General features: G+C 64.8%; 21 protein-coding genes. 5 read left to right on the forward strand and 16 right to left on the reverse strand.

Features of this window, described 5'->3' with window-relative positions; genetic code table 11:
• Window positions 1–9: 9 nt before the first annotated feature.
• From AC1Q6X_RS06190 to AC1Q6X_RS06220, 7 genes are all read right to left on the reverse strand, one after another.
• On the reverse strand, window positions 10–1,782 hold the full coding sequence (locus AC1Q6X_RS06190) for an ABC transporter ATP-binding protein (protein ID WP_492495783.1): 1,773 nt from the start codon (window positions 1,780–1,782) through the stop codon (window positions 10–12).
• Window positions 1,779–2,336 (reverse strand): hypothetical protein, encoded by a 558-nt coding sequence (locus AC1Q6X_RS06195; RefSeq protein ID WP_492495785.1) that lies wholly within the window; start codon window positions 2,334–2,336, stop codon window positions 1,779–1,781. The genes AC1Q6X_RS06190 and AC1Q6X_RS06195 overlap by 4 nt, the downstream gene beginning before the upstream one ends.
• Window positions 2,333–2,842, reverse strand: a complete 510-nt coding sequence (locus AC1Q6X_RS06200) for a MauE/DoxX family redox-associated membrane protein (protein ID WP_492495787.1) — start codon at window positions 2,840–2,842, stop codon at window positions 2,333–2,335. Before AC1Q6X_RS06200 ends, AC1Q6X_RS06195 begins: the two co-directional genes overlap by 4 nt.
• The gene (locus tag AC1Q6X_RS06205) at window positions 2,836–3,714 is read right to left on the reverse strand and encodes an SDH family Clp fold serine proteinase (protein WP_492495789.1); all 879 of its coding nucleotides are present in this window, start codon (window positions 3,712–3,714) and stop codon (window positions 2,836–2,838) included. Before AC1Q6X_RS06205 ends, AC1Q6X_RS06200 begins: the two co-directional genes overlap by 7 nt.
• The gene (locus AC1Q6X_RS06210) at window positions 3,696–4,709 is read right to left on the reverse strand and encodes an ATP-grasp domain-containing protein (protein ID WP_492495791.1); all 1,014 of its coding nucleotides are present in this window, start codon (window positions 4,707–4,709) and stop codon (window positions 3,696–3,698) included. The genes AC1Q6X_RS06205 and AC1Q6X_RS06210 overlap by 19 nt, the downstream gene beginning before the upstream one ends.
• Window positions 4,710–4,787: 78 nt before the next feature.
• On the reverse strand, window positions 4,788–4,973 hold the full coding sequence (locus tag AC1Q6X_RS06215) for a hypothetical protein (RefSeq protein WP_070288440.1): 186 nt from the start codon (window positions 4,971–4,973) through the stop codon (window positions 4,788–4,790).
• Window positions 4,974–5,154: 181 nt separating this feature from the next.
• The gene (locus AC1Q6X_RS06220) at window positions 5,155–5,343 is read right to left on the reverse strand and encodes a hypothetical protein (protein WP_070218819.1); all 189 of its coding nucleotides are present in this window, start codon (window positions 5,341–5,343) and stop codon (window positions 5,155–5,157) included.
• Between the two features lie 308 nt (window positions 5,344–5,651).
• Here AC1Q6X_RS06220 and AC1Q6X_RS06225 point away from each other — a divergent pair, with 308 nt between their 5' ends.
• The 3 genes from AC1Q6X_RS06225 to AC1Q6X_RS06235 all read left to right on the forward strand — a co-directional run bounded on the left by AC1Q6X_RS06225 (window position 5,652) and on the right by AC1Q6X_RS06235 (window position 7,927).
• Window positions 5,652–6,026: a hypothetical protein gene (locus AC1Q6X_RS06225; protein ID WP_492495793.1), complete on the forward strand. Its 375-nt coding sequence runs from the start codon at window positions 5,652–5,654 to the stop codon at window positions 6,024–6,026.
• 7 nt (window positions 6,027–6,033) lie between these two features.
• A complete protein-coding gene (locus AC1Q6X_RS06230) occupies window positions 6,034–6,363 on the forward strand; it encodes an immunity protein Imm33 domain-containing protein (protein WP_070218818.1) in 330 nt (109 codons plus the stop codon).
• A gap of 85 nt (window positions 6,364–6,448) precedes the next feature.
• Window positions 6,449–7,927: a serine hydrolase domain-containing protein gene (locus tag AC1Q6X_RS06235; protein ID WP_492495796.1), complete on the forward strand. Its 1,479-nt coding sequence runs from the start codon at window positions 6,449–6,451 to the stop codon at window positions 7,925–7,927.
• On the opposite strand, the gene AC1Q6X_RS06240 is transcribed toward AC1Q6X_RS06235, so the two are convergent.
• Window positions 7,924–8,505, reverse strand: coding sequence for a type 1 glutamine amidotransferase family protein (locus AC1Q6X_RS06240; protein ID WP_492495797.1), 582 nt, complete (start codon window positions 8,503–8,505; stop codon window positions 7,924–7,926). The genes AC1Q6X_RS06235 and AC1Q6X_RS06240 overlap by 4 nt on opposite strands.
• A 216-nt stretch (window positions 8,506–8,721) precedes the next feature.
• Between AC1Q6X_RS06240 and AC1Q6X_RS06245 the strand changes: the two genes are divergently transcribed.
• On the forward strand, window positions 8,722–10,362 hold the full coding sequence (locus tag AC1Q6X_RS06245; protein WP_492495799.1) for a phosphoethanolamine transferase: 1,641 nt from the start codon (window positions 8,722–8,724) through the stop codon (window positions 10,360–10,362).
• A gap of 79 nt (window positions 10,363–10,441) precedes the next feature.
• On the opposite strand, the gene AC1Q6X_RS06250 is transcribed toward AC1Q6X_RS06245, so the two are convergent.
• The 3 genes from AC1Q6X_RS06250 to lodA all read right to left on the reverse strand — a co-directional run bounded on the left by AC1Q6X_RS06250 (window position 10,442) and on the right by lodA (window position 14,771).
• Entirely contained in the window at window positions 10,442–11,215 is a 774-nt protein-coding gene (locus AC1Q6X_RS06250) for a ferredoxin--NADP reductase (RefSeq protein ID WP_070218815.1), read from the reverse strand.
• A gap of 245 nt (window positions 11,216–11,460) precedes the next feature.
• Window positions 11,461–12,558 (reverse strand): tryptophan 7-halogenase, encoded by a 1,098-nt coding sequence (locus AC1Q6X_RS06255; RefSeq protein ID WP_492495801.1) that lies wholly within the window; start codon window positions 12,556–12,558, stop codon window positions 11,461–11,463.
• 2 nt (window positions 12,559–12,560) lie between these two features.
• Window positions 12,561–14,771: a CTQ-dependent lysine 6-oxidase LodA gene (gene lodA / locus AC1Q6X_RS06260; RefSeq protein WP_492495803.1), complete on the reverse strand. Its 2,211-nt coding sequence runs from the start codon at window positions 14,769–14,771 to the stop codon at window positions 12,561–12,563.
• Between the two features lie 288 nt (window positions 14,772–15,059).
• On the opposite strand from lodA, the gene AC1Q6X_RS06265 reads away from it, so the two are divergent.
• Window positions 15,060–16,565, forward strand: a complete 1,506-nt coding sequence (locus AC1Q6X_RS06265) for an anion permease (RefSeq protein ID WP_070310386.1) — start codon at window positions 15,060–15,062, stop codon at window positions 16,563–16,565.
• Here AC1Q6X_RS06265 and AC1Q6X_RS06270 read toward each other — a convergent pair.
• The 5 genes from AC1Q6X_RS06270 to AC1Q6X_RS06290 form a co-directional block, all read right to left on the reverse strand.
• Window positions 16,556–16,936, reverse strand: a complete 381-nt coding sequence (locus AC1Q6X_RS06270; RefSeq protein ID WP_492495805.1) for a hypothetical protein — start codon at window positions 16,934–16,936, stop codon at window positions 16,556–16,558. The genes AC1Q6X_RS06265 and AC1Q6X_RS06270 overlap by 10 nt on opposite strands.
• A gap of 19 nt (window positions 16,937–16,955) precedes the next feature.
• Window positions 16,956–19,496 (reverse strand): EAL domain-containing protein, encoded by a 2,541-nt coding sequence (locus tag AC1Q6X_RS06275; protein ID WP_492495807.1) that lies wholly within the window; start codon window positions 19,494–19,496, stop codon window positions 16,956–16,958.
• On the reverse strand, window positions 19,493–23,167 hold the full coding sequence (locus AC1Q6X_RS06280) for a response regulator (protein ID WP_492495809.1): 3,675 nt from the start codon (window positions 23,165–23,167) through the stop codon (window positions 19,493–19,495). The genes AC1Q6X_RS06275 and AC1Q6X_RS06280 overlap by 4 nt, the downstream gene beginning before the upstream one ends.
• Before the next feature lie 37 nt (window positions 23,168–23,204).
• Entirely contained in the window at window positions 23,205–24,362 is a 1,158-nt protein-coding gene (locus tag AC1Q6X_RS06285) for an ABC transporter substrate-binding protein (RefSeq protein WP_492495811.1), read from the reverse strand.
• A gap of 124 nt (window positions 24,363–24,486) precedes the next feature.
• Window positions 24,487–25,494, reverse strand: a complete 1,008-nt coding sequence (locus AC1Q6X_RS06290; protein ID WP_492495813.1) for an NADP-dependent oxidoreductase — start codon at window positions 25,492–25,494, stop codon at window positions 24,487–24,489.
• Window positions 25,495–25,515 lie beyond the last annotated feature (21 nt).

The following is a 25,515-nucleotide window of genomic DNA, read 5'->3' on the forward strand; positions in this document are numbered from 1 at the left end:
TGGCCCACTTTACAGGGTGGCCGTACTGTCATGCAACTGCTGGAATTGCGACAGCTGCTGCTGCATCAGCCGCGCATACTGGCCGCCCGCGCGCAGCAGCTCGGCGTGCGTGCCTTGCTGGCAAATCCGGCCCTTGTCCATGACGATGATGCGGTCGGCCTTGACGATGGTGGAAAAGCGGTGGGCGATGATGATGGTGGTGCGCCCTTGCATCAGCGCATCGAGGGCGCGCTGCACCAGCTGTTCGCTGGCCGCGTCGAGCGCGCTGGTGGCCTCGTCCAGAATCAGGATTTTCGGCGCGCGCAGGATGGCGCGGGCAATCGCGATGCGCTGCTTCTGTCCGCCCGATAATTGCACGCCCCGTTCGCCCACGAGGGTGTCGTAGCCGTCAGGAAAGGCCGCGATAAAATCGTGCGCGTGCGCCAGGCGCGCCGCCGCCACCATCGCTTCGCGCGCCACGATCCGGTCCGGCACGGCAAAGGCGATATTGTCGGCGATGCTGCCGGAAAACAGGGCCGGCTCCTGCTCCACCACGGCCATCTGGCGCCGCAACTGCGTCACGCCCAGCACCTGCGCGTCGATGCCGTCGAATTGCAGGCTGCCCGCGTCCATCTTGTAGTGGCCCAGCACCAGGCTGGCGATGGTGGACTTGCCCGCGCCCGAGGCGCCGACGAGGGCGATCTTTTCGCCCGCGCGGATGGACAGACTGACACCGTCCAGCGCCGCGACCTGTACGCGCTCGGGATACGCAAAACGCACGTCGCGCAGCGCGATGTGGCCCGCCAGCGGCGGCTGCGGCGGCGCCTCGGGCACGGCACGGTGGCTGCGCAGGATCTCGAAGATGCGGTCGGTCGAGCCCATGGTGCGCATCCAGGTGTTCCAGAACTCGCTGATGGAGCCGGCCGTGTCCGTCACCATGCTGGCATAGATGACAAAGGCCGTCAGCTCGCCCACGCTCAGGCGGCCCTGGCCGATCAGGTGGGCGCCGAAGCACAAGGTGGTCAGCAGGGCAGCAAACGCGAGCAGCCCCTGCGCGCCCTGAAACACGGCCAGCAGCCGCGTACCGGCCAGGGACACTCCCAGCAGCTCCCGCATGGCTTGCGCGTAACGGGCCATGGCGCCGCCTTGCTGGTTGAACGCCTGCACCAGGCGCGCATGGGCAAAATATTCCTGCGCCACCTTGCCGCTGGCGGCCAGGGTGGCCGAAATGGCCCGCGCGCGCTGCCGGTAATTGCTGCCGGATAACTTGCCGAGATAGAGGCTGATGGGAATGAACAAGGCCAGCGGCAGGCTCAGCATGGGCGACAGCTGCAGCAGCATGGCGATGCCGCCCAAAAACACGCACAGCGAACGCAGGGCGTTGGCCGCGCCGATGGTCAGGCTTTCATGCAGGGCCGACACGTCGGACGTGAGCCGGCTGTTCAGCTCGCCGCCATGGTGCTTGTCGAAGAAGGCGATGGGCTGGTTGATCACCACGTCGAACAGGCGCCGGCGCACGCCCATGACGACCATGTGGCCGCTCGATTGCAGCAGGTAGAAGCGCGCGGCCGAAGCCAGCGCATACAGCACGCTGAAGGCCAGCATGGCGGCGACCATGCCCGGCGTGACGCCGTGCCGGGTGAGGGCGGTCACGTTGTCGATGAAATACGCGATGGCTTGCGGAAAGGCCAGCTGCGCGCCCACGGTAAGGGCCATGCACAGCAGGCCGGCGGCAATGCGCCAGCGCACCGGGTACAGCAGGCGCAGGCGTTCAAAATGCGGGCCGAAGTTGATATTGCTCATGCGGCGCGCTCCTGTGACGGTTCGGCGTTCAATTGTCCGACGAGGGCCAGCCAGTCTGCGTCGCCGATCAGGCCGGCCGCTTCCACGCGTCCCTGGTGATTGACAAAGACATAGGACGGCGAGCTCATTAGGGGATTGACGCGCCGGTAGTCGCGCAGGCTGACGCGTGCCGCCGCCGCCCGCAAGGGGCCGTCGGGCAGGAAGGCGCGCAGCCGGCGGGCCGGTTCTTCGCTGACCAGCCACACGGCCAGGCCCGCATTGCGCGCCAGCGGCAGCAGCCGTTCGATGCCGGCCAGCTTATCCGCGCATTTCGGGCAGCGGCTGGCCAGGAACAGCAGCACGGCCGCCTGGCCGGGGGCGCCCGGCTGGAAACGCGCGCCGCCAGCCAGCGGGTGGGCTGGCACGGCGGGCAGGGGCTCGCCCGGCGCCAGCGCCGTGGGCGCCAGCCTTTCGCGGCGGCTGGCGCGCAGCACGGCCAGGGTCAGCCAGAGATTGCCGGCGATGGCGAACGCCAGTGCCGCCAGCACCAGTTGCAAGGTCGCGGCATCCATCATCCGGCCTTTGCCAGGGTGGCGATGTCGTGCAGGGAAATGATGGCCACGCAGGAGATGGCCGCCAAGCCGGCCGCCAATACAGTGGTGGTGACGGGCAAGGCCGCATCTTGCGCCAGCGCAAAGTAGCTGCCGTTGATGCCCACCGCCAGCGCGTTGCGCAGCAAGTCGTACTGCGAGACGGGCCGCGCCGCTTCGCCGAAGCAACTGCAGCGCACCACGCTGTGCGTGAAGTAGCGCCAGGCCAGCACGCCGGTGAGGGTACTCAACAGCAATAGCGACAGCAGCATCGGCAGCCGGGCGCCGCCGGCCAGCAGCCAGCCGGCCAGCAGCAGTTCTGCCGCCACGAGGGCTGGCGCGGCCCAGGCAGCGGCGGCGGGCGGCAGGCCGAACGAGGTGGTCAGGTTGCCGCGAAATTCCCCGTAGCTGCGCAGCTTGCCCACGCTGGCCGCCAGCAGCAGCAAGGCGATGCAGCAGCGCGCGATATCAGACAGCAATGCCGTCAGCATGCTGCCCCCGTTTGCGTGGTCCACAGCGGTGCGAAGCCGCCCGGACGCTGGCGCCGCAGCTGCACGCCGTCGCGCGAGGCCAGCAGCGCGTCGTTCCACGGTTCGTCGGGGGCGCTGCGCAGGGCGCCGCCTATGTGCGCCTGCAACTGGGTCGAGATGGCCCAGCCCAGCCGTTCAGCCTGGGCATCGCGCGCCATGTTCAAGCCCAGCCGGGCCAGCTCTTCGCGCGTCAAGGCATAGTTATGCGAGTGGTATCCGGTCACCAATTGCGCGACGATGGCGCGCCGCGCCTCTTGCGTGGCATCGGGCAATTGCCAGGCCAGCAATTCCTCGCCGATTTGCGCCAGTTCCAGCGTGGTGCGGTAAAAGGCCGTCAGGGACGGGGGAAAGATGCTGCCGCACAGCAGGGACAAGGATTGCTGGCGCGCTTCGCCGGCATCGACGCCGAACCACTGCTGCGCCATGTCGCCGAAGACCTTGATGTCCAGGCTGGAAATGGCGCCGCCGTCCACGCCGTCGAGCTGCGGGTCGATGGGCGAGAACAGGGCCAGGTCGCCGGCGATGATTTCATCGGCGCCCAGGGCCAGCAGGGTAGCGGCCGACTGGCAGTGGAAGGGCACGATAAAGCTCAGGTGGCGCGCATGCTGGCGCAGCAGCAGGGCGATGCGGCGCGCCGCGTTGACGATGCCGCCCCGTCCGTGCAGCACCACGTCGAGGCGCGCCATGGGGCCGATGCCCTGGCACATTTCGTAGAGGGCGGGCAACAGCTCCATGTCCAGGTGCGAGGCGGCCAGGACGATGGCGCGGCTGTCGCGCGCCTGCTCCAGTGCGCGCAGCTGCGAAGGCAGCAGGGTCAGGTCCGACTGTGGCATAACGCTCCTTCGATCAGGATATCGGCGACGCTTTCCAGCAGGGGCAAGGCGGGCACCAGTTGTTGCACATATAAAAATTGACCAACAGGATTGTTTTCCAGGAAAACATACTCGCCCTCGGGCGTGACGATCAGGTCCAGCGCGCCGTACTCGAGACCATAGCTGTGCACGAAAGCGAGGCAGCGCTCGTGTATGTCGTCCGGCAAGGTCGCCGCTTCGTAGCGGATGGGCGCCGACATGTCGCGCGAATCGATGGCCGTGCGCGCATCGTCCTGCGAATACAGGCGGGCGGCAAACAGCTGCTTGCCGATCACGGTGATCCGTAGTTCATATTGCTTGGCGATATATTCCTGGAACTGGCAGCTCAGTTCGCTGACGGCGTCCAGGCTGTCGAGCATGGCATCGTCGACGACGGTGGTGCCTATGCCGCCGCTGACCCTGTCTGCATCCTCGACCGTTTCGGCCGCCAGGCTGGGCGTGGACATGCTCTTGAAAATGATGGGTCCGCCGATGGCCGCGCGGAAAGCGCGCACGTCGTCGGGCACGTTGCTGATCACGGTGGCGGGCACGCGAAAGCCCATGCGCGCGGCCCGTGCCAGCTGTTCGCCTTTCCATTGGGCGCCGCGCAGGGCCAGCGGATGGCTGAGCCAGTAGCAATCGAGGCTGTACAGCACGCTGAAGATGGCCTGTTCCGTTTCCAGCCGGGCGTAGGCGCGTTCCTGCGGCGTCAGGTCGGCGCTGGCATAGGCGTAGTCGGCCGCCTTGCGCAGCCAGACGGCGCCTACCTGGCGCAGGTCCAGCCAGTCGCCGTCGGGCAGGCGGCGCAGCCGCGCACTGGCCTGGCCGCCCAGCATGCGCTGGCACAGCTGGTAATCGCGGGGAAAGGCGTCGAGATCGATACGGAAGGGGGCATGACCGCGGTCGGCGAGAATCGATGCCACCAGGTCGGCGTGCAGGTCGCCGCTATGGCTGATAATCAAAACCTTTTTATGCATGTCGGGGAGCCTGCAGTAGCGGAAAATCGGGAAGATGAAAAAGCCTTGCCGCGGCAAGGCTTTCAGTTGGCGCAACGATCAGCAGAATTCTCCGCCGTCACTCGAGCCGACGCGCGAATAGCGGTATTGTTCCTCGCTGTCGACCGCCGTGCAGCCGGCCACGGCGACACCGTCGCGTACTTTCCAGGGCGCAGGACGCGCCGGTTTTTCCTCTTCCTTTTTTTCCGCCAGTTTGAATGCGAACAGCTTGGTTTTATCGTGCATGAGATCCTCTGTTAATGGTTATGTTTCGATTTTTACCGATAACTGCTTTAAAGAATGGAATCTCCAATTGAGAGGGGTTCATATATTCATTGCACGCGGAAAATCCGCGCCGCACGGCGCCGGTTTGAATATGGGGAATATATGCAACCCCGCGCCGGGCGGGGTTATGGCGTGCCGGAAATCAGCAATACTGGCCGCTGTCGTTCGGCTTGAGACGCGAAGAGTCGCGATATTGATCATTGGTGCCGACGGCGGTGCAGCCGGCCACGGCGACGCCGTCGCGCACTTTCCAGGCGGTGGCGGGCGCCGCCTGTTTTTGTACCTGTTTTTCAGCCAGTTTGAATGCGAACAATTTGGATTGGTTTTGCATTGTACTATCCTCTTGTGATGGTTAAGTACTGCTTGCGCTGTGTGCCATGGTATATGGCCATTCGATATTAGCGCCGGAATAAATAAGCGTCAATTGGAAATCAACCGTATTCGCGATTCTATGTCCGAGATACTCACCAAATATCACGCCGGCCATTTATGTTATTGCAGTGCGATAAATAATAAGGGCGGCGTTTTAAATGAGCTGCAAGCCGTTTGGTTATGGATGGCAAACGGATCGACTATGCGCCCGGCCACGCACTATAATGTCGCCTGTTGAATGGAGAAGGCGGGAGTCGCTATATGGAAATGACAGTTACTGACAGCCTGCGAGAGCTGGCGTACGCGCAGGCCGCAGCGTTCGTGCAGACGCTGAACGGGCGCGATCCTGTTGCGCTGCAACGCGACTGGGGTCTGTCGCCGGCCGTGGCCGCGGAGATCGTCGACATGCTCGACAGCTACTTTGCCGCCAACGAGGCGCTGTCCCTGACGCCGCTGGCGCACGCCTTTGTGCCGGGCAAGGGCGGCCGGCCCGGCGTCGATGTGTACGCCGCCGGCGACGGAGCGCTGGGCCTGGAATGCCTGTTGCTGGCCGACGGCAAGCCCGGTGAAGCGATTTTGCACCTGGAAATGTCCGGCCACGATGGCGCGCTGCGCCTCCATTACCGCTACATCGGATCCTGAGAGCACCATGACTGAACTGATCAGCGAAACACAGCAACGCATCTGCGACAAATTCGGCTTGCCGGCGCAGGCGCCCGAACCCATGGTGGCCCTGGCCATCGGCAGCCTGGCGCAGTCGCCCATCTACGGCACGCGCATCGTGCTGCCGGAAAACGGCACCATCAGCTGGTTCATCCACTGCGGCGAACACGACGACGCCAGCGGCTTTTACCAGCCCCTGCATGCGGAGCACCTGCACGAGATGCTGCCGCAAGTGGTCGATTACCTGGCCTTGCCCAGCGGCGCCAAGTTCATTCTCGACCGGCAAGGGTATGAAGATGTGTGGCTGGAAGAGTAGCTTTCTAGCAGGCAAGATTGTCGTTGACGTTGACAAATAGGTATGGGATGCTGCGGTTCCGTTTTCAACTGTCGAAAGCCGCATCTTGAAACCACGCCTCCCATCCGTCCTGCTCGTCATGGCGCTTGCCGCCGTGGCAGCTCCCGTCACCTCGCTCGCCACTGCCGCCCCCGCCAACTCATCGCAGGCATCGCGCGCGGAACAGGAGATTGCCGCCTTTGTGCGCAGCGAAATGCGGGAGCGCCAGATTCCCGGGCTGCAACTGGCCGTGATCCAGCATGGCAAGGTCGTGCTGAAGCGCAATTTCGGCCTGGCCAGCCTGCAATATCAGGTGCCCGTGACGGACGCCAGCCTGTTTTCCATCAACTCAGCCACCAAGGCGTTTGCGGGTGTGGCCGTGATGCAGCTGGTGCAGGAGGGCAAGATCGACCTGGCCGCGCCCATCGGCCAATACCTGACGGGGCTGCCTGCAGCCTGGCAAGCCGTGACGGTGACGCAATTGCTCAACCATACCTCGGGCTTGCCCGACGTGCTCGACCAGCGCAGCGGCAAGCTGGTGGGGCCGCAACCGGACGACGCCGCTGCGGCGTGGAGCGCCGTGCAGGCGCTGCCCGTGGAAGCCCCGCCAGGCCAGCGCTACCGCTACAACCAGACCAATTACGTGTTGCTGGCGCAATTGATCGAGCGCCAGAGCGGCCAGCCCTTTACCGACTTCATCCGGCACCGGCAGTTCGACGTGGCGGGCATGCGGCACAGCGGCTTTGGCGATGCGAAGGACGTCGTCGTGGGCAAGGCCAGTTCCTACGTGCTGGACCGGGGAGGCAACGGCTACCGCAACGTGATCGAGGACTTTCCCGTCTTCATGCGCGCCGGGGCCGGCATCAACAGCAATGCGGGCGAACTGGCCAACTGGCTCATCGCGCTGCAGTCGGGGCGCTTGCTGGCGCCCGCCAGTGTGGAACGGCTGTGGCAGCCGACCAGTTTGAACGACGGCAAGCCGGCGCCGTGGGCGCTGGGCTGGCCCACCATCGGCCGTGATGGCCACCGCGCCGTGGCCGGCATCGGCGGCGGCCGCTCGGCCTTCTATGTGTATCCCGACGACGGCCTGGCCGTCATTATCCTGAGCAACCTGGCTGGCGGCCAGCCGGAACAGCTGATCGATACCATTGCCGGCTTTTACCTTCCCGCCCTGCGCCAGCAGCGGGGCGGCGCGTATGCCGCGCATCTATTGCGCAACAAGGCGGCCGGCACGGGCTTTGAAGGGCTGGAGCAGAAACTGGCCGCCATCCGGCGCGAGCATGGGCTGCCTGCACCCGCCGACGACGACCTGAATGCCTGGGGCTACCGCCTGCTGGGCCGGCAGCAGCCGAAACAGGCGGTGGCCGTCTTCGAGCTGGGCGTGCAGCTGTATCCGCAAGGGGCGAATGGCCACGACAGCCTGGCCGAAGCGTATGAGGCCGATGGCGCCACGGCGCTGGCCGTCACGCATTACCGCCGTTCGCTGGAGCTGGACCCGGGCAACACGCACGCCGTGGCGCGTTTGCGCGTGCTGGCCCCCCACTAGCGCGCCGCCGCGGCCTGGCCGTGCTCGGACCCGTGCATGGCCAAGTAGGCCGTCAGGTTGTCGTCGGCGATGCCCAGAGCGCGCAAGACTTCCTTGGTGAAGGTGACGGGCGCCGTGCCGGGCGCCGTGATGATGCGCTGGTCGGCAACGGCCCAAGGCACATCCTGGTACAGGGCGGCGCCAGCATAGCCCGTTTCCAGCAAGTTGCCCGCGCTGTTGGACGTATGGCGCACGGTGTCGAGCACGCCCGCCTGCGCCTGCACGCGCGTGCCGTCGCAAATGCCGGCCAGCACCACGCCCTTGTCGCGCGCCGCGCGCAGCAGGGGTCCCAGGTCGGGCGCCTTGCCGCTTTGCCAGTGGCTGCCGCCGCACACCATCAGCAAATCGAGTTCCTCGAGCACGATATCTTCCAGCGCCAGCTGCGGCGTGACCAGCATGCCGCCGGACGAGGTGACGGGCAAGCCGCCCGGCGTGGCGAACTGCGTGTAGAAACCGTAGTACAGGCGCGCCGTGGAATTGAGCAGGGCGGTTTCCCAATCGGCAAAGTTTTCGGTCAGTATGGTAATGGCACGTGTCATGAAAAGTCCTGTCGCAGGTGGAGATATCAATAGTACTGGCTGGCTGGCCAGCTGGTGCCGAAATCATAATAAAAAGCACTGACAATTTCTGTCAGTAGCATGCGTGAATCAGCAGGGCGCAGGAAACGATGGTACAAGTTGCAACAGACTGCGCTACAATCGCTGGCCCGTCCGCGCGGGCTTGTCCTTGTTCAATGCTTACTCTCCATCGCCTTCATGCTGATTCTGTTTTGCCGTGTCCTGTTCAGCATTGCTGGCCTGCTGGTTTTCTTCCTCTTCGATCAGTTAAGCGCGAATGAATGCCTGAAATTGAGCGTCTTGCTGGCGGCCTTCCTGCTGGGCGTGGGCGGCGTGCTGCACGCATGGCGTGGCAGTTCCGGCGCGATCACCTTGCTGGTGCGTGTCGTCGTGCCCGTGTTTTACCTGGACGCCGCCGTAAAAGGCTTCTTGCGTGGCTATTTTGGCATGCGCCCGAACCCGAATGCGGTTTTGCAGGCCATGTTTGCGACAGATCAAGCGGAAACGGGAGAATTCTTCCTGCACAACAGCGTCGCCCTGGCGCAAGCGGCTGGCTGGTTTGTGCTGGTGACGGCAGCCGTGCTGCTGGCCGACCGCCAGCTGCAGCGCTGGCAGGCGTCGCGCGCCGGTACCGGGCCGGGCTGGCCGCACAAAGCCTTTGCCGCCGGTATGGCCGTGTTTCTCGTGCTGCTGCACGTCAATACCACCATGCGGCGCGAAAATCCGGCATTGTTCTGGCCGCTGCGCTACCAGCAGTACAGCGCGCAGCTGGACGCGATGAAATCGATGCAGCATGCGCTGACGGCGGCCATGGCCGCGCCGCGCGACTGGAATGTGCGCTATGCGGGCGAGGAGGCGCGTACCGTCATCCTCGTGATCGGCGAGAGCACCAACCGCGCCTCGATGTCGCTGTACGGCTATCCGCGCGCGACCACGCCCCAGCTCGACGCCATGCGCGCGAAGCTGCTGGTTTTTAACGATGTGATTTCGCCCGCGTCCAGCACGGTGGAATCGATGATGACCATGCTCACGCCGGCCGATATCGGCAACCCCGATGCGTGGATGGCCAAGCCGAATCTGCTGATGCTGGCCGAGGCGGCCGGCTACAAGACGTTCTGGGTTTCGAACCAGACGCGTAACGATGGCTGGATCGGGCTGCTGGCGGGCGAGGCCGATGAAAGCGACTTCATCAACTACGGCACCGGTCGTGGAGAAAACAATTTTGACGGCAACCTGTTCCAGCCATTCGCCCACGCGCTGCGCGACGCGGCGCCGAAAAAGCTCATCGTCGTGCACTTGCTGGGCGCGCATCCCAGCTATGACATGCGCTATCCCAGCCGCTTCGCCCATTTCGACCGGGCACAGGACGCCGTCAGCGCGCAGATGGCCAGCCAGGGCAGGTCCAGCTGGATACGCAACCAGCGCGACGAATACGATAACGCCATCCGCTATGGCGATTACGTGCTGGGCACCCTGATCGGCATGGCGGAGCAAGCCAAGACCGGCCGGGCCGCCTCCTTGCTGTTCGTCTCCGACCATGGGCAGGAAGTGGGCTACAGCCGCAATCACGCGGGCCATTCCGCGTCGGACAAGAGCGGCTATGAAATCCCCATGTTGATCTGGGATAACCAGCAAGCGCCGCAGTCGACGGCCGCGCGCGCCGCGCTGGAAAGCCGGCCGTATCAGACGGACAAGCTCGATGCGACCGTGCTGGGCCTGCTGAAGATCGAGACGCGCTATTACGCCGCGCATGACGATATCCTCAGCAGTGCCTTTACGCCCGTGCAGCGCTTCATGAATGGTTTGCAGTACCAGCGCGGTCCAGTGCTGGCCCGTTGAGCCGGCAATGAAAAGGCCCGGCGCCGCCGCGGGAAGCGGCGGGGCCGGGCCCCTGCATTTGCTGCGGATTTGCTCTCGATTACTTCTCGGCGAATGCGCGCTCGACAACGAAGTCGCCAGGCGTCGAGGTATTGCCTTCCTTGAAGCCACGCGCTTCCAGCATGTCTTTCAGGTCGCGCAGCATCTCGGAGCTGCCGCAAATCATCACGCGGTCTTCGGCAGGATTGAGTTCCGGCACGCCCAGGTCTTTGGCCAGCTTGCCGTTTTCGATCAGCTCCGTGATGCGGCCCATGTTGCGGAAGTCTTCGCGCGTCACGGTCGGGTAGTAGCGCAGCTTGTCGCTGACCATTTCGCCCAGGAACTCATGCTTCGGCAGATGTTCTTCCAGCAAGTCGTGGTAAGCCAGTTCGTCGACCTGGCGCACGCCGTGCACGAGGATCAATTCGTCGAAGCGTTCGTAGATGTCTGGATCGCGCACGATGCTGAGGAAAGGCGCCAGGCCCGTGCCCGTCGACAGCATGTACAGGCGCTTGCCCGGCAGCAGGTAGTCGGACACCAGGGTGCCCGTCGGCTTGCGGCCGACGATGACGGTGTCGCCCACTTGCAAGTGTTGCAGACGCGACGTCAGGGGGCCGCCCGGCACCTTGATGCTGAAAAATTCCAGGTGGTCTTCGTAATTGGCGCTGGCGATACTGTAGGCGCGTAGCAATGGCTTGCCGTCGACGCGCAGGCCGATCATGGTGAAGTGGCCATTCGAGAAACGCAGCGACGGGTCGCGCGTGGTGGTAAAGGAGAACAGGGTATCCGTCCAGTGGTGCACGCTTAAAACGCGCTCTTCATTCATCGAACTCATAGTATTTGTTGGCTGGTCAAAAAAATGGTTAGTTGCTGGCAACTGCTGGCAAAAGTGAAACCCTGTGTAGGCCCAGACGCTATTGTACTGGCCTCCACACGAAATTGTTACCGTCTATCGCCGCCAATGCTGCCGCACGCGGTGCCGACATTATAGTGCGGATGGTAATTTCGGGCTGAAATCCGCCCGGAAACGGGCGGTGGGCATGCGGTCTCTTGACCTGGCTCAGTTTTTCGCCGGCGGCATCAGGATGCGGCCCGGCGCTGCCAGAATGGCGCCTCCGGCCAGCGCTGTTCGGCGCCGTAGAAGCCGCGCCGCATCTGCAGATAGGTTTCAAACGAGGCGAAGACGCTGCGCCGGTAGCCCGCCGCCATGCCCCGGTCGCCCGCCAGGCAGGCTTCCGCCACCCGCGCCGCATGGATGCCCGACGCCATGGCCTGGCCGATGCCCAGTGAGGAGATGGGGTCGAAGCAGGCGGCCGCGTCGCCCGCCGCCGTCCAGTTGTCGTCCGCCGGCAGCGAGGCCACGCGGCTGTGGATCGCATAGTGGCGCAGGGCGTTCGGCGCGGGCAGGCGCGGCATGATATCGCGCACGTGCCGCGTGCCCATGGCGGCCTCGCGCCAGGGCGCTTCCTCCTTCAGCCGCAGGCGCTTGAGGATGTCGGCATCCGTGATGAAGGCCAGCGCCACGCGGTCGCCGGGCAGGGGCGCCGCATAATACCAGCCGTGCTGCGTCGTTTCCACCAGGGTGCGGTGCGGCAGGAATTGCGGTTCTTGCAACTGATAATAGGCGTACAGCGCCACCAGCGCGTCTTGCGTGTGGATGGGGCGCTTGCGCTGGCGCACGATGGCCGCCTGCTTGCCGCTGCAATCGATCAGGTAACGGGCCGTCAGGTCCACTTCCTGCCCGCCGGTCGCCACGCGCAAGCGCCATGGGCCGCCGTGTTCCAGCTGCACCAGTTGGGCGGGACGCCACAGCTCCACGCCCGCCTGGCGCGCCTGCTCCAGCAGGATGGCGTCGTAATGCCGGCGGTCCAGGTGCAAGCCGTGGCCATGGCTGCTGAAGACGGCGTCGCGCGACATCAGTTCCGCGCTGCCCCAGGCGGCCGCGTGGGAAAACGCGGGCAGCTGGGCGCCGTCCAGCAGGTCGCGGCCCACGCCCAGAAAGTCCAGCATCGAGAAGATGGACGACGAGACCGTTTCGCCGGCCCGGTAATCGTCGAACAGCTGCTTTTCCAGCAAGGCGATGCGCAAGCCCGTGTAGCGGGCCAGGGTCAGGGCGGCGGCCGTGCCGGCGGCACCGCCGCCGACAATGACGACGTCGTAGTCGGGCGATGAAGACATGCTCAATGGGAAAACCGGCGCCGGTTGGCCGGCATGATTTTCTTCGGCGTGTCATGCAGGGCCACTTGCGCGCCGCCGCTGGCAAACAGCTGCGAGGCCTTCTCGGGCGCCGTCTGCGGATCTTCATCCTTGAGGAACCACGCAGGCAGGTAGTTGGCATCGTCGCCCGTGATGAAGCTGCTGGCATTGCCGACACCGACGCTGGCGGCCACGAATTTCGCGTGATTGCGCTCCTTTTCCACAAAGTACGGATACTGGCGGCCCGATTCGGCATCCTCGTTCTGGTTCACGATGAAACCCAGGTAGTGCCAGGAGCTGATCATCTGCGAAAAACTGTTCATGCCGCGGCTGTACATCACCTGCATGCCGGCCGGCACGCCGGCGAGCGCCTGTTCTTCCTTGGTGGTGGCGCCATTGATCACGTTCCACGGGCTTTGCGGCGGCCACCAGTAGGCGTAGTAGGTGGGCGGCACGGGGATCATCGTATCGGGATTCTTGACGATATCCGGATTGTCGAAGTTGATCATCTGCACGGAGCAGTCATAGAAGTCGGCCTGCCATGGAATCGCCATGCGCTTGGTCAGGTCGCCCGGTTCGCAGCCGGTGCCGACGGTCGGATCGCTCCAGTCCAGCGGTTCGCATTCGTCGCGGCCCGGCGAGAGGCCGTTTTTGGCGTAGTCGGCATCCACGCGGTGCAGGATGGCGTACGGTTTTTCATAGATGATGGGGTTGCGCACGCTCCACGTCACTTCGATGCCAGGGCACATGGGTTCGCCGACGCAATTGCCGATGGTCGCGTGGTCGAGCGGGTCGATGCCCGGTAAGGCCAGGCCCGGCGCGTCGGGGGCGAATTTGCCGGCCGCCCATTGCTGCAAGGCAAAGTATTGCGTATCCGTCAATACCGAAAACTTGCTGATGACGTTGTTGCGCACGGAATTGCTGCCCGAATTCAGGGGCACGAGCGGTATGCCCGCGCCGGGATTGTCCGTGGTGGCGGCGCTGAACAATTGCCCGCCCTGGCCGCCGGTAAAACCCGGCACCTGTTCCTTGGTCCCGGGCCGGATGGCCGATGGCTTCCTGAAATAGCTGAGGAATTTTTCCCGCTGGGGCCGGTTTGCTTCCGAGGCATCGGCCACGTCGAAGGCGGGGCGGATGAAGGCCGTCATCGACGGCACCGTCGCCACCCACTGGTAATCGCCTATCCTGGCGAGGAATGGCTGAATGTCCTGCGCGTAATTGACGACATAGTCGGGGTTCCAGCCATCGCTGCCGCTCCAGCGGGCCGCATCGTAGGCCTCTGGCAGCGCGTTCTTGTATTTGATGGCCATGTCGGCCACGACGTCATCCCAAGTGGAAATATTCACCAGTTCTGGCGCGAACTTCGGCGAGCCGATGACCACCCAGGCTTTCAGCTCCACGGAGGGGCTGCCATCCTTGAAATGGATGGTTGCGCTGACGGGGCCGTCGGCCACGTCGTCATTCCACGTATCGCCGCCGCCGAAGCCCGTGATGCTTTCCGAGCCGCCGGCGCGGCCATAGGCGCCGATCACCAGCAAGTTGCCGCGCGAATCCGTGCGCATTTCGCCCAGGGTGCGCACCGGATAGCCTTGCGTGATGGCTTGCGGATCGGGGAAGGACACGTGCTTGTACGCGCCGGCGCCGTCCTTGTCGAACTGGGCCTTGCCCAGCGGCGCGTCGAGGGTGCGCGGTCCCGGATCGACGATCAGTTTTTGCCGTGCCGCCTCTCCCGTGACGTCGCTGTTGCGCAGATTGGTCCAGGACGTGGGCGTGAGGTTCCAGGCGGGCGGCGTATTTTCCCAGGTTTCATAGCTGTTGTACGGGCCAAACATCAGGTCGCCCAGCAGGGGAATGAAGTTCCACCAGGCCGCCTTCTTGTTAGCCACGTGCACTGTCCACTCGATTTTGGCAATGCTCGGGTCTTGCAGGTCGACCAGGACTTTTTCCCCGGGACGTCCCGCCACGGACTTGTAGATGCGGAAACTGGCCGCCTGGCGCCGCACGCGGCCGGCCGCATCCTTGAACTGGGCAACGTGGACCGGCTTGCCATCGGCCAGCAGCGGATCGTTGTTGCCGTCCGCTTCGACCGGCAGCCCGCCGATGGTTTCCGGCGCCAGATAGAACGAATCATGGCTGTTGCCCACGCGGGCGATGCCGATGGATGGGTGGATCGAATACTGTTCCGTGCTATTCATCAAGTTTTCCCCTGAAAGGTTGGCAATCCTGGTGGCATATCTGGCGGCAGCTACGGGGAAAGATACAGAGAAAAATTGCCAAAAAAGTCACCCATTGTCACTGGCCGTCAATATATTCCGCTCCTGTGATAGCGCTCAAGTCAACGATTCGGCAATTTCCTGGCACGCGCACGCGTAATGGAGCGGGGCGGTTGCGTATGAGCTTGTATGATGTTGCTAAAAAGAATTATCACAAGCCGAGCGGGCGCCACTGCCCGTCCGGATGCCTGTCCAGTAAAGGAAATCATGATGTATAAAACAGTGCGCGACCTGTTCCTGCATTTCAAGGAAGCCGTCCCATTCCGCCTCGTCCCCGCCCTGATCTGCACTGCCTTGCTTGTCGGCATGCTATTGCTGCCGGCGCCCGAAGGCTTGACGCCGAAGGCCTGGGGCCTGGTGGCGATCTTCCTCACCACGATACTGGCGATCATATTAAAAGTCATGCCGATCGGCGTGATGGCGATGATGGCCATCGTCATCGTGTCCTTGTCGCAGGTGACGTCGACCTCGTCCAAGGGCGCCATCACAGATGCGCTCAGCAGTTTTTCGAATCCATTGATCTGGCTGATCGTCGTGGCGATTCTGATATCGCGCGGCCTGAAAAAGACGGGGCTGGGCAGCCGCATCGGCTTGCTGTTCATCTCGCTGCTGGGCAAACGCACCATGGGCATCGGCTATGGCCTGGCGATTTGCGAACTGGTGCTGGCGCCATTTACGCCCAGTAACACGGCACGCGGCGGCGGCATCGTCCACCCCGTCATGAAATCGATCGCCAACGCCTTCGATTCCGACCCGGCCAAGGGCACGGAAAAGAAGGTGGGCACGTATCTGGCCCTCGTCAACTACCATGCCAACCCGATCACCTCGGCCATGTTCCTGACGGCCACGGCGCCCAACCCGCTGGTGGTCGATTTCGTGGCCAAGGCCAGCGGCCAGAGTTTCCACCTGACGTGGACCACCTGGGCCCTGTGCATGCTGCTGCCGGGCCTGGTCTGCCTGCTGGTGATGCCGTTGATCATCTATTGGCTGTCGCCGCCGGAACTGAAAGCCACGCCCGACGCCGTCACCTACGCTAAGGCGCAATTGAAAGGCATGGGCCCGCTGTCGCCGCCGGAAAAAGTCATGCTGGGCACCTTCGCCCTGTTGCTGCTGCTGTGGGCCAACGTGCCCGCCATGCTGTTCGGCCCCGCCTTTTCGCTCGATGCGACGGTCGTTGCCTTTGTCGGCTTGTTCGTGCTGATCATTACCGGCACCATCGACTGGGACGACGTGCTGTCGGAAAAAAGCGCCTGGGACACTCTGGTGTGGTTTGGCGCCCTGGTCATGATGGCCGAGCAGCTGAACAAGACGGGCGTGATCGCCTGGTTCTCGGCCGGCATGAAGGCGGCCATCGTCGCCAGCGGCATGGACTGGCTGCCGATCGCCGCCGTCCTCGTGCTGGTGTTTGTCTTTTCGCATTACTTCTTTGCCAGCACGACGGCCCACATCAGCGCCATGCTGCTGGCCTTCCTGACCGTGGGCCTGCACCTGATCCCGGCCGAATACCACGTGCCGTTCATGCTGATGATGACGGCCGGCTCGGCCATCATGATGACCCTGACCCACTACGCGACGGGTACCTCGCCCATCATCTTCGGCAGCGGCTTCGTGACGATGGGCAACTGGTGGCGGGTCGGCTTCATCATGTGCGTGGTGGAACTGCTGATCTTTGCCGTCGTCGGCACGACGTGGTGGAAGGTGCTTGGTTACTGGTAAGGCAGCTCGCCGCGCACGACTTGCAGCAGATAGTCGCGCGCCGCGGCCTGTTCCATGCCTTTTTCCTGCAGCAGCGGCAGCAGGCGCTCAAACAGCTGGCGCCGCCGCAGCGATGGTTCGGACCTGTCGCGCCGGTCCGAAAAGAAATCCATCAGGGTCGAGCCGCACAGGCAATTGCGGTAGACCTCGACGATGGCCACGTTGTTGTCATCGAAACTTTGCTTGAGCCCCGAGACATTCTGGCGCATCGCCTGCGTCTGCAAGATGAACTCGTGCGCCGTGGCGAAGACGCGCCCGCAGCAGGCGCAATGCTTGGGAAAGGCCGCTTCGGCCAGGGCGCGCAAGCCTTCGAAGAACAGCTGCTCCTGCATGATGGCTCCTGGCGGCGCGCTAGGCGGCGCGGTTGCTGATCTCGATGCCATGGGGCCCCCGTGGTGGCCGCTGCACGCCCGATTCGAAACGCTGGAAGGCTTCCAGCAAGTGGTCTTTCAGCAGGGTTTCGTCCCACGGCTTGGTGATGAATTTGTACACCGAGCCTTCGTTGATGGCCGCCGTGACCGAATGCAGCTCAGGGTAGCCGGACAGCATCACGCGCACGATCTCGGGATAGACGCCCTTGATGCGGCGCAATAGTTCGTTGCCCGACATGCCCGGCATGCGCGCATCCGTGAGGATCACGCCCACCGCATGCGAGGCGACCAGTTCCAGCGCTTCCTGGGGATTGGTGGTGCTGAGTATCTGGTAGCCTTCCTTGCGCAGCGAGCGGCGCAGGGCGGACAGGATATGCTCCTCATCATCGACCAGCAGCAGCACGCGCTGGGGCGCCACGGCATGGCAGCTCTCGGGCGGCAAATGGGTGCCTGCATGCAGCATCAGATCCATCTCGGCGCCGGGCAGGGGGCGGCTGAAGTAATAGCCTTGCATGGCGTCGCAGCGGTTGGTATTGAGAAAACCCAATTGACCCTCCGTTTCGACGCCTTCGGCCACCGTGGTCAGGTGCAGGGACTTGGCCATGGCGATGATGGAGCGGGTCAGCGACGCGCCATCCACGCTGTCGGTCACGTCGCGGATGAACGATTGGTCGATCTTGACCACGTCGATGGGGAATTGCTTCAGATAGGACAGGCTGGAATAGCCGGTGCCGAAGTCGTCCAGCGACAGGGTGACGCCGATTTCCTTCAGCTGCTCCAGCGCCCGCACCACGAGGTCGCGGTTCTGCATCAGCACGCTCTCCGTCAGCTCCAGTTCCAGGCAATGCGCCGGCAGGCCGCTGTCGTCCAGCACTGCGCGCACCAGTTCCGGCATGTCGACCTGGCGGAACTGGCGTGCCGACACGTTGACGGCCATCGTCAGGTGCGTAAAGCCGTAGGCATGCCAGACGCCCAGTTGCGCGCAGGCCGTGCGCAGCACCCATTCGCCGATGGGCACGATCATGCCCGTTTCCTCGGCCAGGGGAATGAAGCGGTCCGGCGGCACCAGCCCGATGCCGTCGCGGCGCCAGCGCAGCAGCGCTTCCATGCCGTAGATCTTGCCGCTGGTGAGGTCGACCTTGGGCTGGTAATGCAATTCCAGCTCGTTCAGCGCCAGCGCCTGGTGCAGCGCGTGTTCGATTTCGGCCCGCTCTTCCACCAGCACGCCCATCTTGTGGTTGTAGAACTGGTAGCCGTCGCGGCCCTTGTCCTTGGCGCTGTACAGGGCCGCGTCGGCCGTCTTGAGCAGCATGTCGGCGCTGTCGCCGTCGGAGGGAAAGACGCTGGCGCCGATACTGGTGCTGACGTGCAAGGTATGTTCGCCCAGCACGACCGGATCGGCGAACAGCTCGAGCACTTTTTTCACGATCTCTTCGGCCGTCCCGATGTCGGGCAGGTCCGTCAGCAGGACGACGAATTCGTCGCCGCCCTGGCGGGCCACGGTGTCGCCTTCGCGCACGGCCAGCTTGAGCCGGCGGGCCACTTCCTGCAGCAGCGCATCGCCCACGGGGTGGCCATAGCTGTCGTTGACGAACTTGAAACGGTCGAGGTCCAGCATCAGGGTCGCCAGGTGCAAACGGGTGCGGCGCGCGTGGGCGATGGCCTGGCCGATGCGGTCGTTCAGCAACTGGCGGTTGGGCAAGTCCGTCAGCGCATCGTGGTTGGCCAGGTATTCAATGCGCCTTTGCTGCAGCTTGCGTTCCGTGATGTCCTGCACGGTACCGCGCATCAGCAGCACCTGATGGCCTTCGCGCACGGCTTCGGCCTGGTGAAAGACGATGCACTCGCCGCCATCGGGCTGCCGCACCTTGTGCTCCAGGCTGTAGCTGGTGCCGTTGGCATGCAGTTCCATGAAGGCATCGAGCAGCAGGGGCCGCTGGTCTTCGGGCAGGCATTGCAGCAAACGGTCGAAGCTGGTGGGGCCGGAATCGGCCTCCAGGCCCAGGATGCGCAGCAGTTCCGGCGACCAGTAGCCGTCGCCGCCGGTGCCCCGGTATTCCCAGTTGCCGAGGCGGGCCAGCGCCTGCGCGTGGCTGAGGCTTTCCTGGATTCGGCTCAGCTCGGTTAATGCGCTGCTGGCCCGCAGCAGGTAGCGCAGGCGGTGCGCCAGCAGCCGCCATTGCATCGGCTTGGAGATGAAATCGCTGGCGCCCGCTTCCAGCGCCTGCTTGATGGAGTCATCGTCGTCGTTGCCGGTCAGTACGACGATGGGCACGTGCGCGCCGCCGGGCAGCCGGCGCAGCTGGGCGCAGCATTCGAAGCCGCTCATGCCGGGCATGGCGACGTCGAGCAGGATCAGGTCGGGCACGCCGCGCTGGAAGGCGGCCAGCGCTTCCAGGCCGCTGGCCGCTTCCTCGATGCGGAAGCCTTCCGGCTCCAGCGCTTCCGTCACGAGGATGCGCGTCATGGTGTCGTCATCGACCACCAGGACCAGTGCTTGCGGGGGCTGTGCGGTATTCATGGGGTTTCCTTTTCAATGGCCAGGGCGGCGAGGACACGGTCGAGTTCTTGCTGGATGCCGCGGATATGCTGCAGCGCGCTGCCGACGTCATTGCCGCGCGCATATTGTTCGATTTCACGGCAGGTGGCCGACAAGCCCAGCGCGCCCACGTTGGCGCAGCTCGACTTGAGCGTGTGCGCCGCCAGCTGCAGCGCCGCGGCGTCGCTGGCCCCGGCGGCCACTTCCAGCTGGCCCAGCAGGCGCGGGGCGTCGCTGTAAAACAAATCGATGATGCGGCCGAGCACGTCGGGACGGCCGGGACGGCGCATGGCGCGCAGGTTTTGCAGGGCGGCCGCGTCGAGGATGGAGGCCGATTCGGCCGGCGCCGCCTGGACAGCCTGCGCCGTCACTGGCGGCGTCTCCGTTGCCTTTGGTGCGGCGGACGCCGGGCGCCAGCGGGCCAGCACGGCCAGCAGGGCGGCGCGCGTGTACGGCTTGGCGAGGTAGTCGTCCATGCCCGCCTCCAGGCACAGTTCGCGGTCGCCCAGGATGGCGTTGGCCGTCAGGGCAATGATGGGCGTGCGGCTGCGGCCTTGCTGGGTTTCCATGCGGCGCAAGCGCCGGGTCGCTTCGAAGCCGTCCATTTCCGGCATCTGGCAATCCATCAGGATCACATCGAACGGGTAGCGTTCCCACAGGGCCAGCGCGCGCCGCCCGTTGTCGGCCGGCGTGGCCTCGTAGCCCGTGTCTTCCAGCATGGCCAGGGCGATTTCCTGGTTGATCGCGTTGTCTTCCACCAGCAGCATGCGCAGCGGGGCCTGGCCCGGAGCTGCGCCAGCCGTATCCGGCGCGGCGGGCGGGGCCGACGTGGCAGGTATCGCAGCCGTCGCTGGCGCCAGGGTGCCGAAGCCGCCGACGGCCTCGATGCAGTGGCGCAATTCCAGCGCCCGCACGGGCTTGGTCAGGCAGTATTCCACGCCCAGCGCCGTCACCTGGCGCAGATCGGCCGAGGCGTCGATCGAACTGAGCATGATGATTTTCAGCGCCGCCATGCGTGCGTCGCCCTTGATCGCCCGCACCAGCTCGGCGCCATCCATGACGGGCATGCGCATGTCGATGATCGCCAGGTCGAACGGGCGCCCGCTACGCAGCGCGCCTTGCAGCCGGTCCAGCGCCTCGGCGCCGTCGGCGGCGCTGGCGGCGGCCATCTGCCACTCGATCGCGTGCTGCAGCAGGATACTGCGGTTGGTGGCGTTGTCGTCCACGATCAGCACGTTCAAGGCATCGAGCGACACGCGCGGTGGCGGCGCCGCCGGCGCGTCCTCGGGCGCCACCTCGCCGACGACGACGGTCACGGCGAAGCTGGAACCCTGTCCCGCCACGGACTGGAGCACAATGTTGCCGCCCATCATTTCCGCCAGCTGCTTGATGATGGCCAGGCCCAGGCCCGTGCCGCCGTATTTGCGCGAGGTGGTGCTGTCGGCCTGGCGGAACGGCTGGAAGACGGCCGCCGCCGCTTCCGGTGCCATGCCGATGCCCGTGTCGCGCACTTCCAGGCGGATCTGGCCGGCAGCGGGACAGCTGACATCGACGGAAATTTCGCCCCGTTCCGTGAACTTGGTGGCGTTATTGAGCAGGTTGGTGAGGATCTGGCGCAGGCGCACGGGATCGCCACGGACGTGCTGCGGCACGTCGGAGGCAACGCGGCAGGTAAATTCGATGGCCTTGCGCTGGATGCCGTTGGCAAACAGCGCCACCACATCGTCGATCACCTGGCGCAGGTCGAAAGGGATGTGTTCGAGCACCAGCTTGCCCGCCTCGATCTTGGAAAAGTCGAGGATGTCGTCGATGATGCTGAGCAGACTTTCGCCCGAACGGTGCACCGTGTGCACGAAACGCTGCTGCTTGGGACTCAGTTCCGTGCGTTGCAGCAATTCCGTCATGCCCAGCACGCCATTCATCGGCGTGCGGATCTCGTGGCTCATCTTGGCCAGGAATTCGGATTTGGCGCGGTTGGCGGCGTCGGCCTCGGCCTTGGCCTGCGTCAGCGCCAGGTCGCGCTGTTCGACGTGCTCGAGCATGCCGTTGAAGCCCGTGATCAGCTGCCCCAGTTCATCGCTGCCGTGCTGCGCCACGCGCACCGACAGGGCCTTGCCGTCGCGGATATGCGCAATCGCGTAGGACAAACGCGCCAGCGGCCTGGCGATCGATGCGCTGATCAGGCCCGTGATGATCACGCAGGCCAACAGCAGCACCAGCGCGATGCCGAGGATCAGCACGAAGGCATGCCGCACGCCGTCGCGCACCTTGGCCACCGCCTCCTGCTGCTGCCCCGTGATGCGCGCCACTTGCTGCGCGGAATAGGCGGCCTGTTCGCGCTCGAAGGCGCGCACATGGTCGATGACCTCGCCCAGCGCCGTCTGGCTGTCCAGCACGCTGCCCTTGGCCTGCACCAGCCGCCGTCCCGAGCGCTCCACCGCGTCCAGGTAAGTGTTGACGACCCTCGTTTCGGCCAGCAAGCCCAGCTGGCCTATGCTTTGCTGTAAGGCCTGCATGGTGGCCATGTCGCGGTGCAGGGCGCTGATGCGCCGGGCGATATCCTGGCCCAGGCGCGTGACGTCGGCGGCGGCCGTGGCCAGCATGACTTCGCCCACGTCGATGCTGATGGCGTCGACGGCCAGGTTGATTTCGCCGCTGGCATCCTCGATGCGGGCCGAGGTGCGCATGTAGCGGCCGGCCTCGGCCAGCCGGTCGCGTCCGATGGCCAGCTGCAGTTCGATGGGATCGAGCTCCTCGGCCAGGCGCAGGTGGGCCGTGGCCAGGGCGGCGCTGATTTGTTCCTTTAGGGCAAGATATTTGTCCTGCTGCGCCGCGCCGGCGCCGCCTTCGGCCAGCAGGCCGGCGCGCAGGGCCAGCAAGCCTGCGGCGGGATCGAGCATCTGGCGCGCCGTGGCCAGCAGGGTCGCCCGCAGCGTCTGCTGGGCGGGGCTGATGTCGCGCTCGCTGGTTCCCGCCAGGTGCGCGACGGCCGCCGTCAGCCGCTCGCGCAGGGGGGCGATGCGGAAGCGGTTCTTCACGGCTTCCGTTTCGGCCAGCGCAATCTGCATGTCGTGGATGCTCTTGCGCAGGTCGGTCAGGTAGCGGGCATTCTGGTTCAGGCGCTGGCTTTGCAGCTGCACCTCGGCGGCCGTGGCCTGGGCCTGGCTGTCGACCACGCGGATCTTGCTGCGCGCGCCCTTGGCGGCGGCCTTGATCTGCGCCAGCACTTGCCGCATCTCCGTCGCCTGCGCCTTGTAATAGGCCTCGTTTTCCAGGCGCTTGCGCACGGCGACGCGCATGCGTTGGAATTCCCGTTCGAAGGCCGCGTGGTAGCGGGGCGCCTGCGATTCGCCATGGCGCCGCAAATCGTCGCTGATGTTCTCGGCGGCCTCGATATTGGCGCCGATCTTGTTCGATACCTGCTCCAGCTGCGCCAGGTCTTCCGCCTTGCCCAGCTCGAAAAAGTCCGACGCCATGTCCTGCACGGTATAACGCAGGCGCAACACGTCCGTGTACAGCGGCACCGTCTCGTCGGTCAAGCCGTGGACATGGGTTTCGATGCCTTTCACCAGCAGCAGGCCGGCCGCCGCCATGGCCGCCACGCCGGCCAGCAGGACGGTGGTACTGATGATCAGCTTGGTCCTGATTTTCATGTCAGGCTCCAGGGCGGGCCGCAAAAATGGGCGCGCATCACTTGGCGCCAGGCGCCAGGTCCGCCGGAACGATCCTGCCGTCGGCGATACGGGTCAGGAAAACGGCCGTCGACGCCTGGTGATTGTCCGGCCGCAGCGTTACCAGCATGCCGCCCAGATCGAGCCGGTCGAACGTTTCGAAACTCTGGATCAGGCGCTCGCGCGTGAGGTCGGCGCCTGTGCGGCGCAGCGCCGCCACCATCAGGGTGGCCGAGATGCAGCCTTCGAAACTGACGAAAGACAGCCTGGCCGACGGCACGTGCCGGGCCAGCAGGGCGGCGCAGTCGGCGGCGATCGGCAACTGGCGGTCTTCCGGCAGGGGCACCACTTGCGAAATCACAATGTTGTTGCCTTCCGTGCCCAGCAGCTGCAGCAGGCTGTCGGTACCGACAAACGATACCGTGGACAAGGCCGCCTTCAGCCCGGCCTGGCCCGCTTCGCGCACGAATGCGGCCACCGGCGTGTAGGGGCCGGCCATGATCACCGCTTGCAGGTCGTGGCCGATCAGGGCCGCCAGCCCCGCCTTGACGGCCGTCGTGCCGCGCTGGAACGATCCCTTGGCAACGAGTTCCATGCCGCGCCGCTGCAGCGCGCGCACGGTGCCGTCGAGCACGGCATTGCCGAAACCGTCGTCCTGGTACAGCACGCCAAAGCGCTTGATGCCCCGGCTGGCGAAGTACTGCACCAGGGCATCGGACTCATCGTCGTAACTGGCGCGAAAGTTGATGATTTCATGCACCACGGGGCGGCGCAAGGTCATCGCGCCCGTAAACGCGCCCACCAGCGGCACCTTCATTTCCTGCACAATCGGGATGACGGCGTTGGTGGTGGGCGTGCCCACGTTGCCGAACAGGGCGAATACCTGTATTTCCTCGACCAGCCTGAGCGTTTCGCTGATGGCGCGGTCCGGATCGTAGCCATCGTCGGCCACCACCAGCTCGATGCTGCGGCCGTGGATGCCGCCGCTGCGGTTCGCTTCCTGGAACACGGCCGTCGCGCCATCGAGCATGGCCCGCCCCAGGCCCGAGGCCGCGCCCGTTTGCGCATTGACCATGCCCAGCCGGATGTGCGTATCGGTGACGCCAGGTTCGGCGGCATGGACTATGCCGGCCACGAGAGCGATAGCGAGCCAGCAGCATTCCGGGGAAAAGCGCATGAGCTACCTTTATGGAGGTTGACCGGTATCAATAGGCATGGGGTTGACAACGAGTATGGAGGAAATTGCCAACAAAAAACTCACACATAGTCACGGCGCCCGACGCCGTTGCGGCGCAGCTCGTTTAAGGCACGGTCAGCTGTACTACCACCTTGCCCCGTGCGCGTCCCTGCGCCAGGTAGGCCAGCGCCTGTTTGGCTTGAAGAAAAGGAAACACCTGGTCGATGACGGGGCGGATGGTGCCCGCCTCAAGCAGGGCGGCGATCTGCGCCAGCTGGCCGCCGTCGGGACGCACGAAGTGGAAGGCATAGCTGGCGCCGCGCCGCCGTGCCAGGCTGATGATCTTGCGGCTGAGTAAACCGAACACCAGTTTCAGCACCGCGTGCATGCCGCGCGCGCGGGCAAAGGCCGCATCCGGCGGGCCGACCAGCGAGACGACGCGGCTGCCGGGCTTGACGATGCGCAAGGCTTTTTCCAGCCCGTCGCCGCGCACCGTGCCCAGCACGGCGTCGTAATCGCGCAGCACGTCCTCGAACGGCTGTTGTTTATAGTCGACCACCTCATCGGCCCCCAGGCTGCGCACCAGTTCCACGTTCGCCGTGCTGGTGGTCGTGCCCACGCGGGCGCCCAAGTGCCGGGCCAGCTGGATGGCGAACGTGCCGATGCCGCCGGAACCGGCCGGGATGAACACTTTCTGACCCGGCCGCAGCTGCATGCGCTCGTGCATGGCTTGCCACGCCGTCAAGCCCGCCATCGGAATCGACGCCGCCTGCACGAAATCGAGGTTCACCGGTTTCAGCGCGGCCGCCTGTTCCGCTACGACGGCAAATTCGGCCAGGCTGCCGTGCGGCGTGTCGAAAATGCTCGCATACACGGCGTCGCCGACCTTGAAGCGCGTGACGCCGCTGCCGACTTCCACCACCACGCCGGCCAGGTCGCTGCCCAGGGTGGCCGGCAAGCGCAGTTTTAATATCGGCTTGAAGTCGCCCCTGGGAATCAGGTTATCGATGGGGTTCAGGCCGACGGCGTGCACCCGCACCAGCAGTTCGCCGGGGCCGGGCGTGGGGCGGGGCAGGTCGGCAAACGCCACGTGATCGAGGCCGCCGTATTTTTTAAGTTGCAATGCTTGCATGATGTTCTCTCTGAATGCGGG

It is taken from the genome of Janthinobacterium sp. GW823-FHT06H09 (assembly GCF_058794735.1).

Coding starts and splice junctions, on each gene's coding strand:
- AC1Q6X_RS06190 (WP_492495783.1), bottom strand. CDS start 1,782: ATGAGCAATATCAACTTCGGCCCGCATTTTGAACGCCTGCGCCTGCTG.
- AC1Q6X_RS06195 (WP_492495785.1), bottom strand. CDS start 2,336: ATGATGGATGCCGCGACCTTGCAACTGGTGCTGGCGGCACTGGCGTTC.
- AC1Q6X_RS06200 (WP_492495787.1), bottom strand. CDS start 2,842: ATGCTGACGGCATTGCTGTCTGATATCGCGCGCTGCTGCATCGCCTTG.
- AC1Q6X_RS06205 (WP_492495789.1), bottom strand. CDS start 3,714: ATGCCACAGTCGGACCTGACCCTGCTGCCTTCGCAGCTGCGCGCACTG.
- AC1Q6X_RS06210 (WP_492495791.1), bottom strand. CDS start 4,709: ATGCATAAAAAGGTTTTGATTATCAGCCATAGCGGCGACCTGCACGCC.
- AC1Q6X_RS06215 (WP_070288440.1), bottom strand. CDS start 4,973: ATGCACGATAAAACCAAGCTGTTCGCATTCAAACTGGCGGAAAAAAAG.
- AC1Q6X_RS06220 (WP_070218819.1), bottom strand. CDS start 5,343: ATGCAAAACCAATCCAAATTGTTCGCATTCAAACTGGCTGAAAAACAG.
- AC1Q6X_RS06225 (WP_492495793.1), top strand. CDS start 5,652: ATGACAGTTACTGACAGCCTGCGAGAGCTGGCGTACGCGCAGGCCGCA.
- AC1Q6X_RS06230 (WP_070218818.1), top strand. CDS start 6,034: ATGACTGAACTGATCAGCGAAACACAGCAACGCATCTGCGACAAATTC.
- AC1Q6X_RS06240 (WP_492495797.1), bottom strand. CDS start 8,505: ATGACACGTGCCATTACCATACTGACCGAAAACTTTGCCGATTGGGAA.
- AC1Q6X_RS06245 (WP_492495799.1), top strand. CDS start 8,722: ATGCTGATTCTGTTTTGCCGTGTCCTGTTCAGCATTGCTGGCCTGCTG.
- AC1Q6X_RS06250 (WP_070218815.1), bottom strand. CDS start 11,215: ATGAGTTCGATGAATGAAGAGCGCGTTTTAAGCGTGCACCACTGGACG.
- AC1Q6X_RS06255 (WP_492495801.1), bottom strand. CDS start 12,558: ATGTCTTCATCGCCCGACTACGACGTCGTCATTGTCGGCGGCGGTGCC.
- lodA (WP_492495803.1), bottom strand. CDS start 14,771: ATGAATAGCACGGAACAGTATTCGATCCACCCATCCATCGGCATCGCC.
- AC1Q6X_RS06265 (WP_070310386.1), top strand. CDS start 15,060: ATGTATAAAACAGTGCGCGACCTGTTCCTGCATTTCAAGGAAGCCGTC.
- AC1Q6X_RS06270 (WP_492495805.1), bottom strand. CDS start 16,936: ATGCAGGAGCAGCTGTTCTTCGAAGGCTTGCGCGCCCTGGCCGAAGCG.
- AC1Q6X_RS06275 (WP_492495807.1), bottom strand. CDS start 19,496: ATGAATACCGCACAGCCCCCGCAAGCACTGGTCCTGGTGGTCGATGAC.
- AC1Q6X_RS06280 (WP_492495809.1), bottom strand. CDS start 23,167: ATGAAAATCAGGACCAAGCTGATCATCAGTACCACCGTCCTGCTGGCC.
- AC1Q6X_RS06285 (WP_492495811.1), bottom strand. CDS start 24,362: ATGCGCTTTTCCCCGGAATGCTGCTGGCTCGCTATCGCTCTCGTGGCC.
- AC1Q6X_RS06290 (WP_492495813.1), bottom strand. CDS start 25,494: ATGCAAGCATTGCAACTTAAAAAATACGGCGGCCTCGATCACGTGGCG.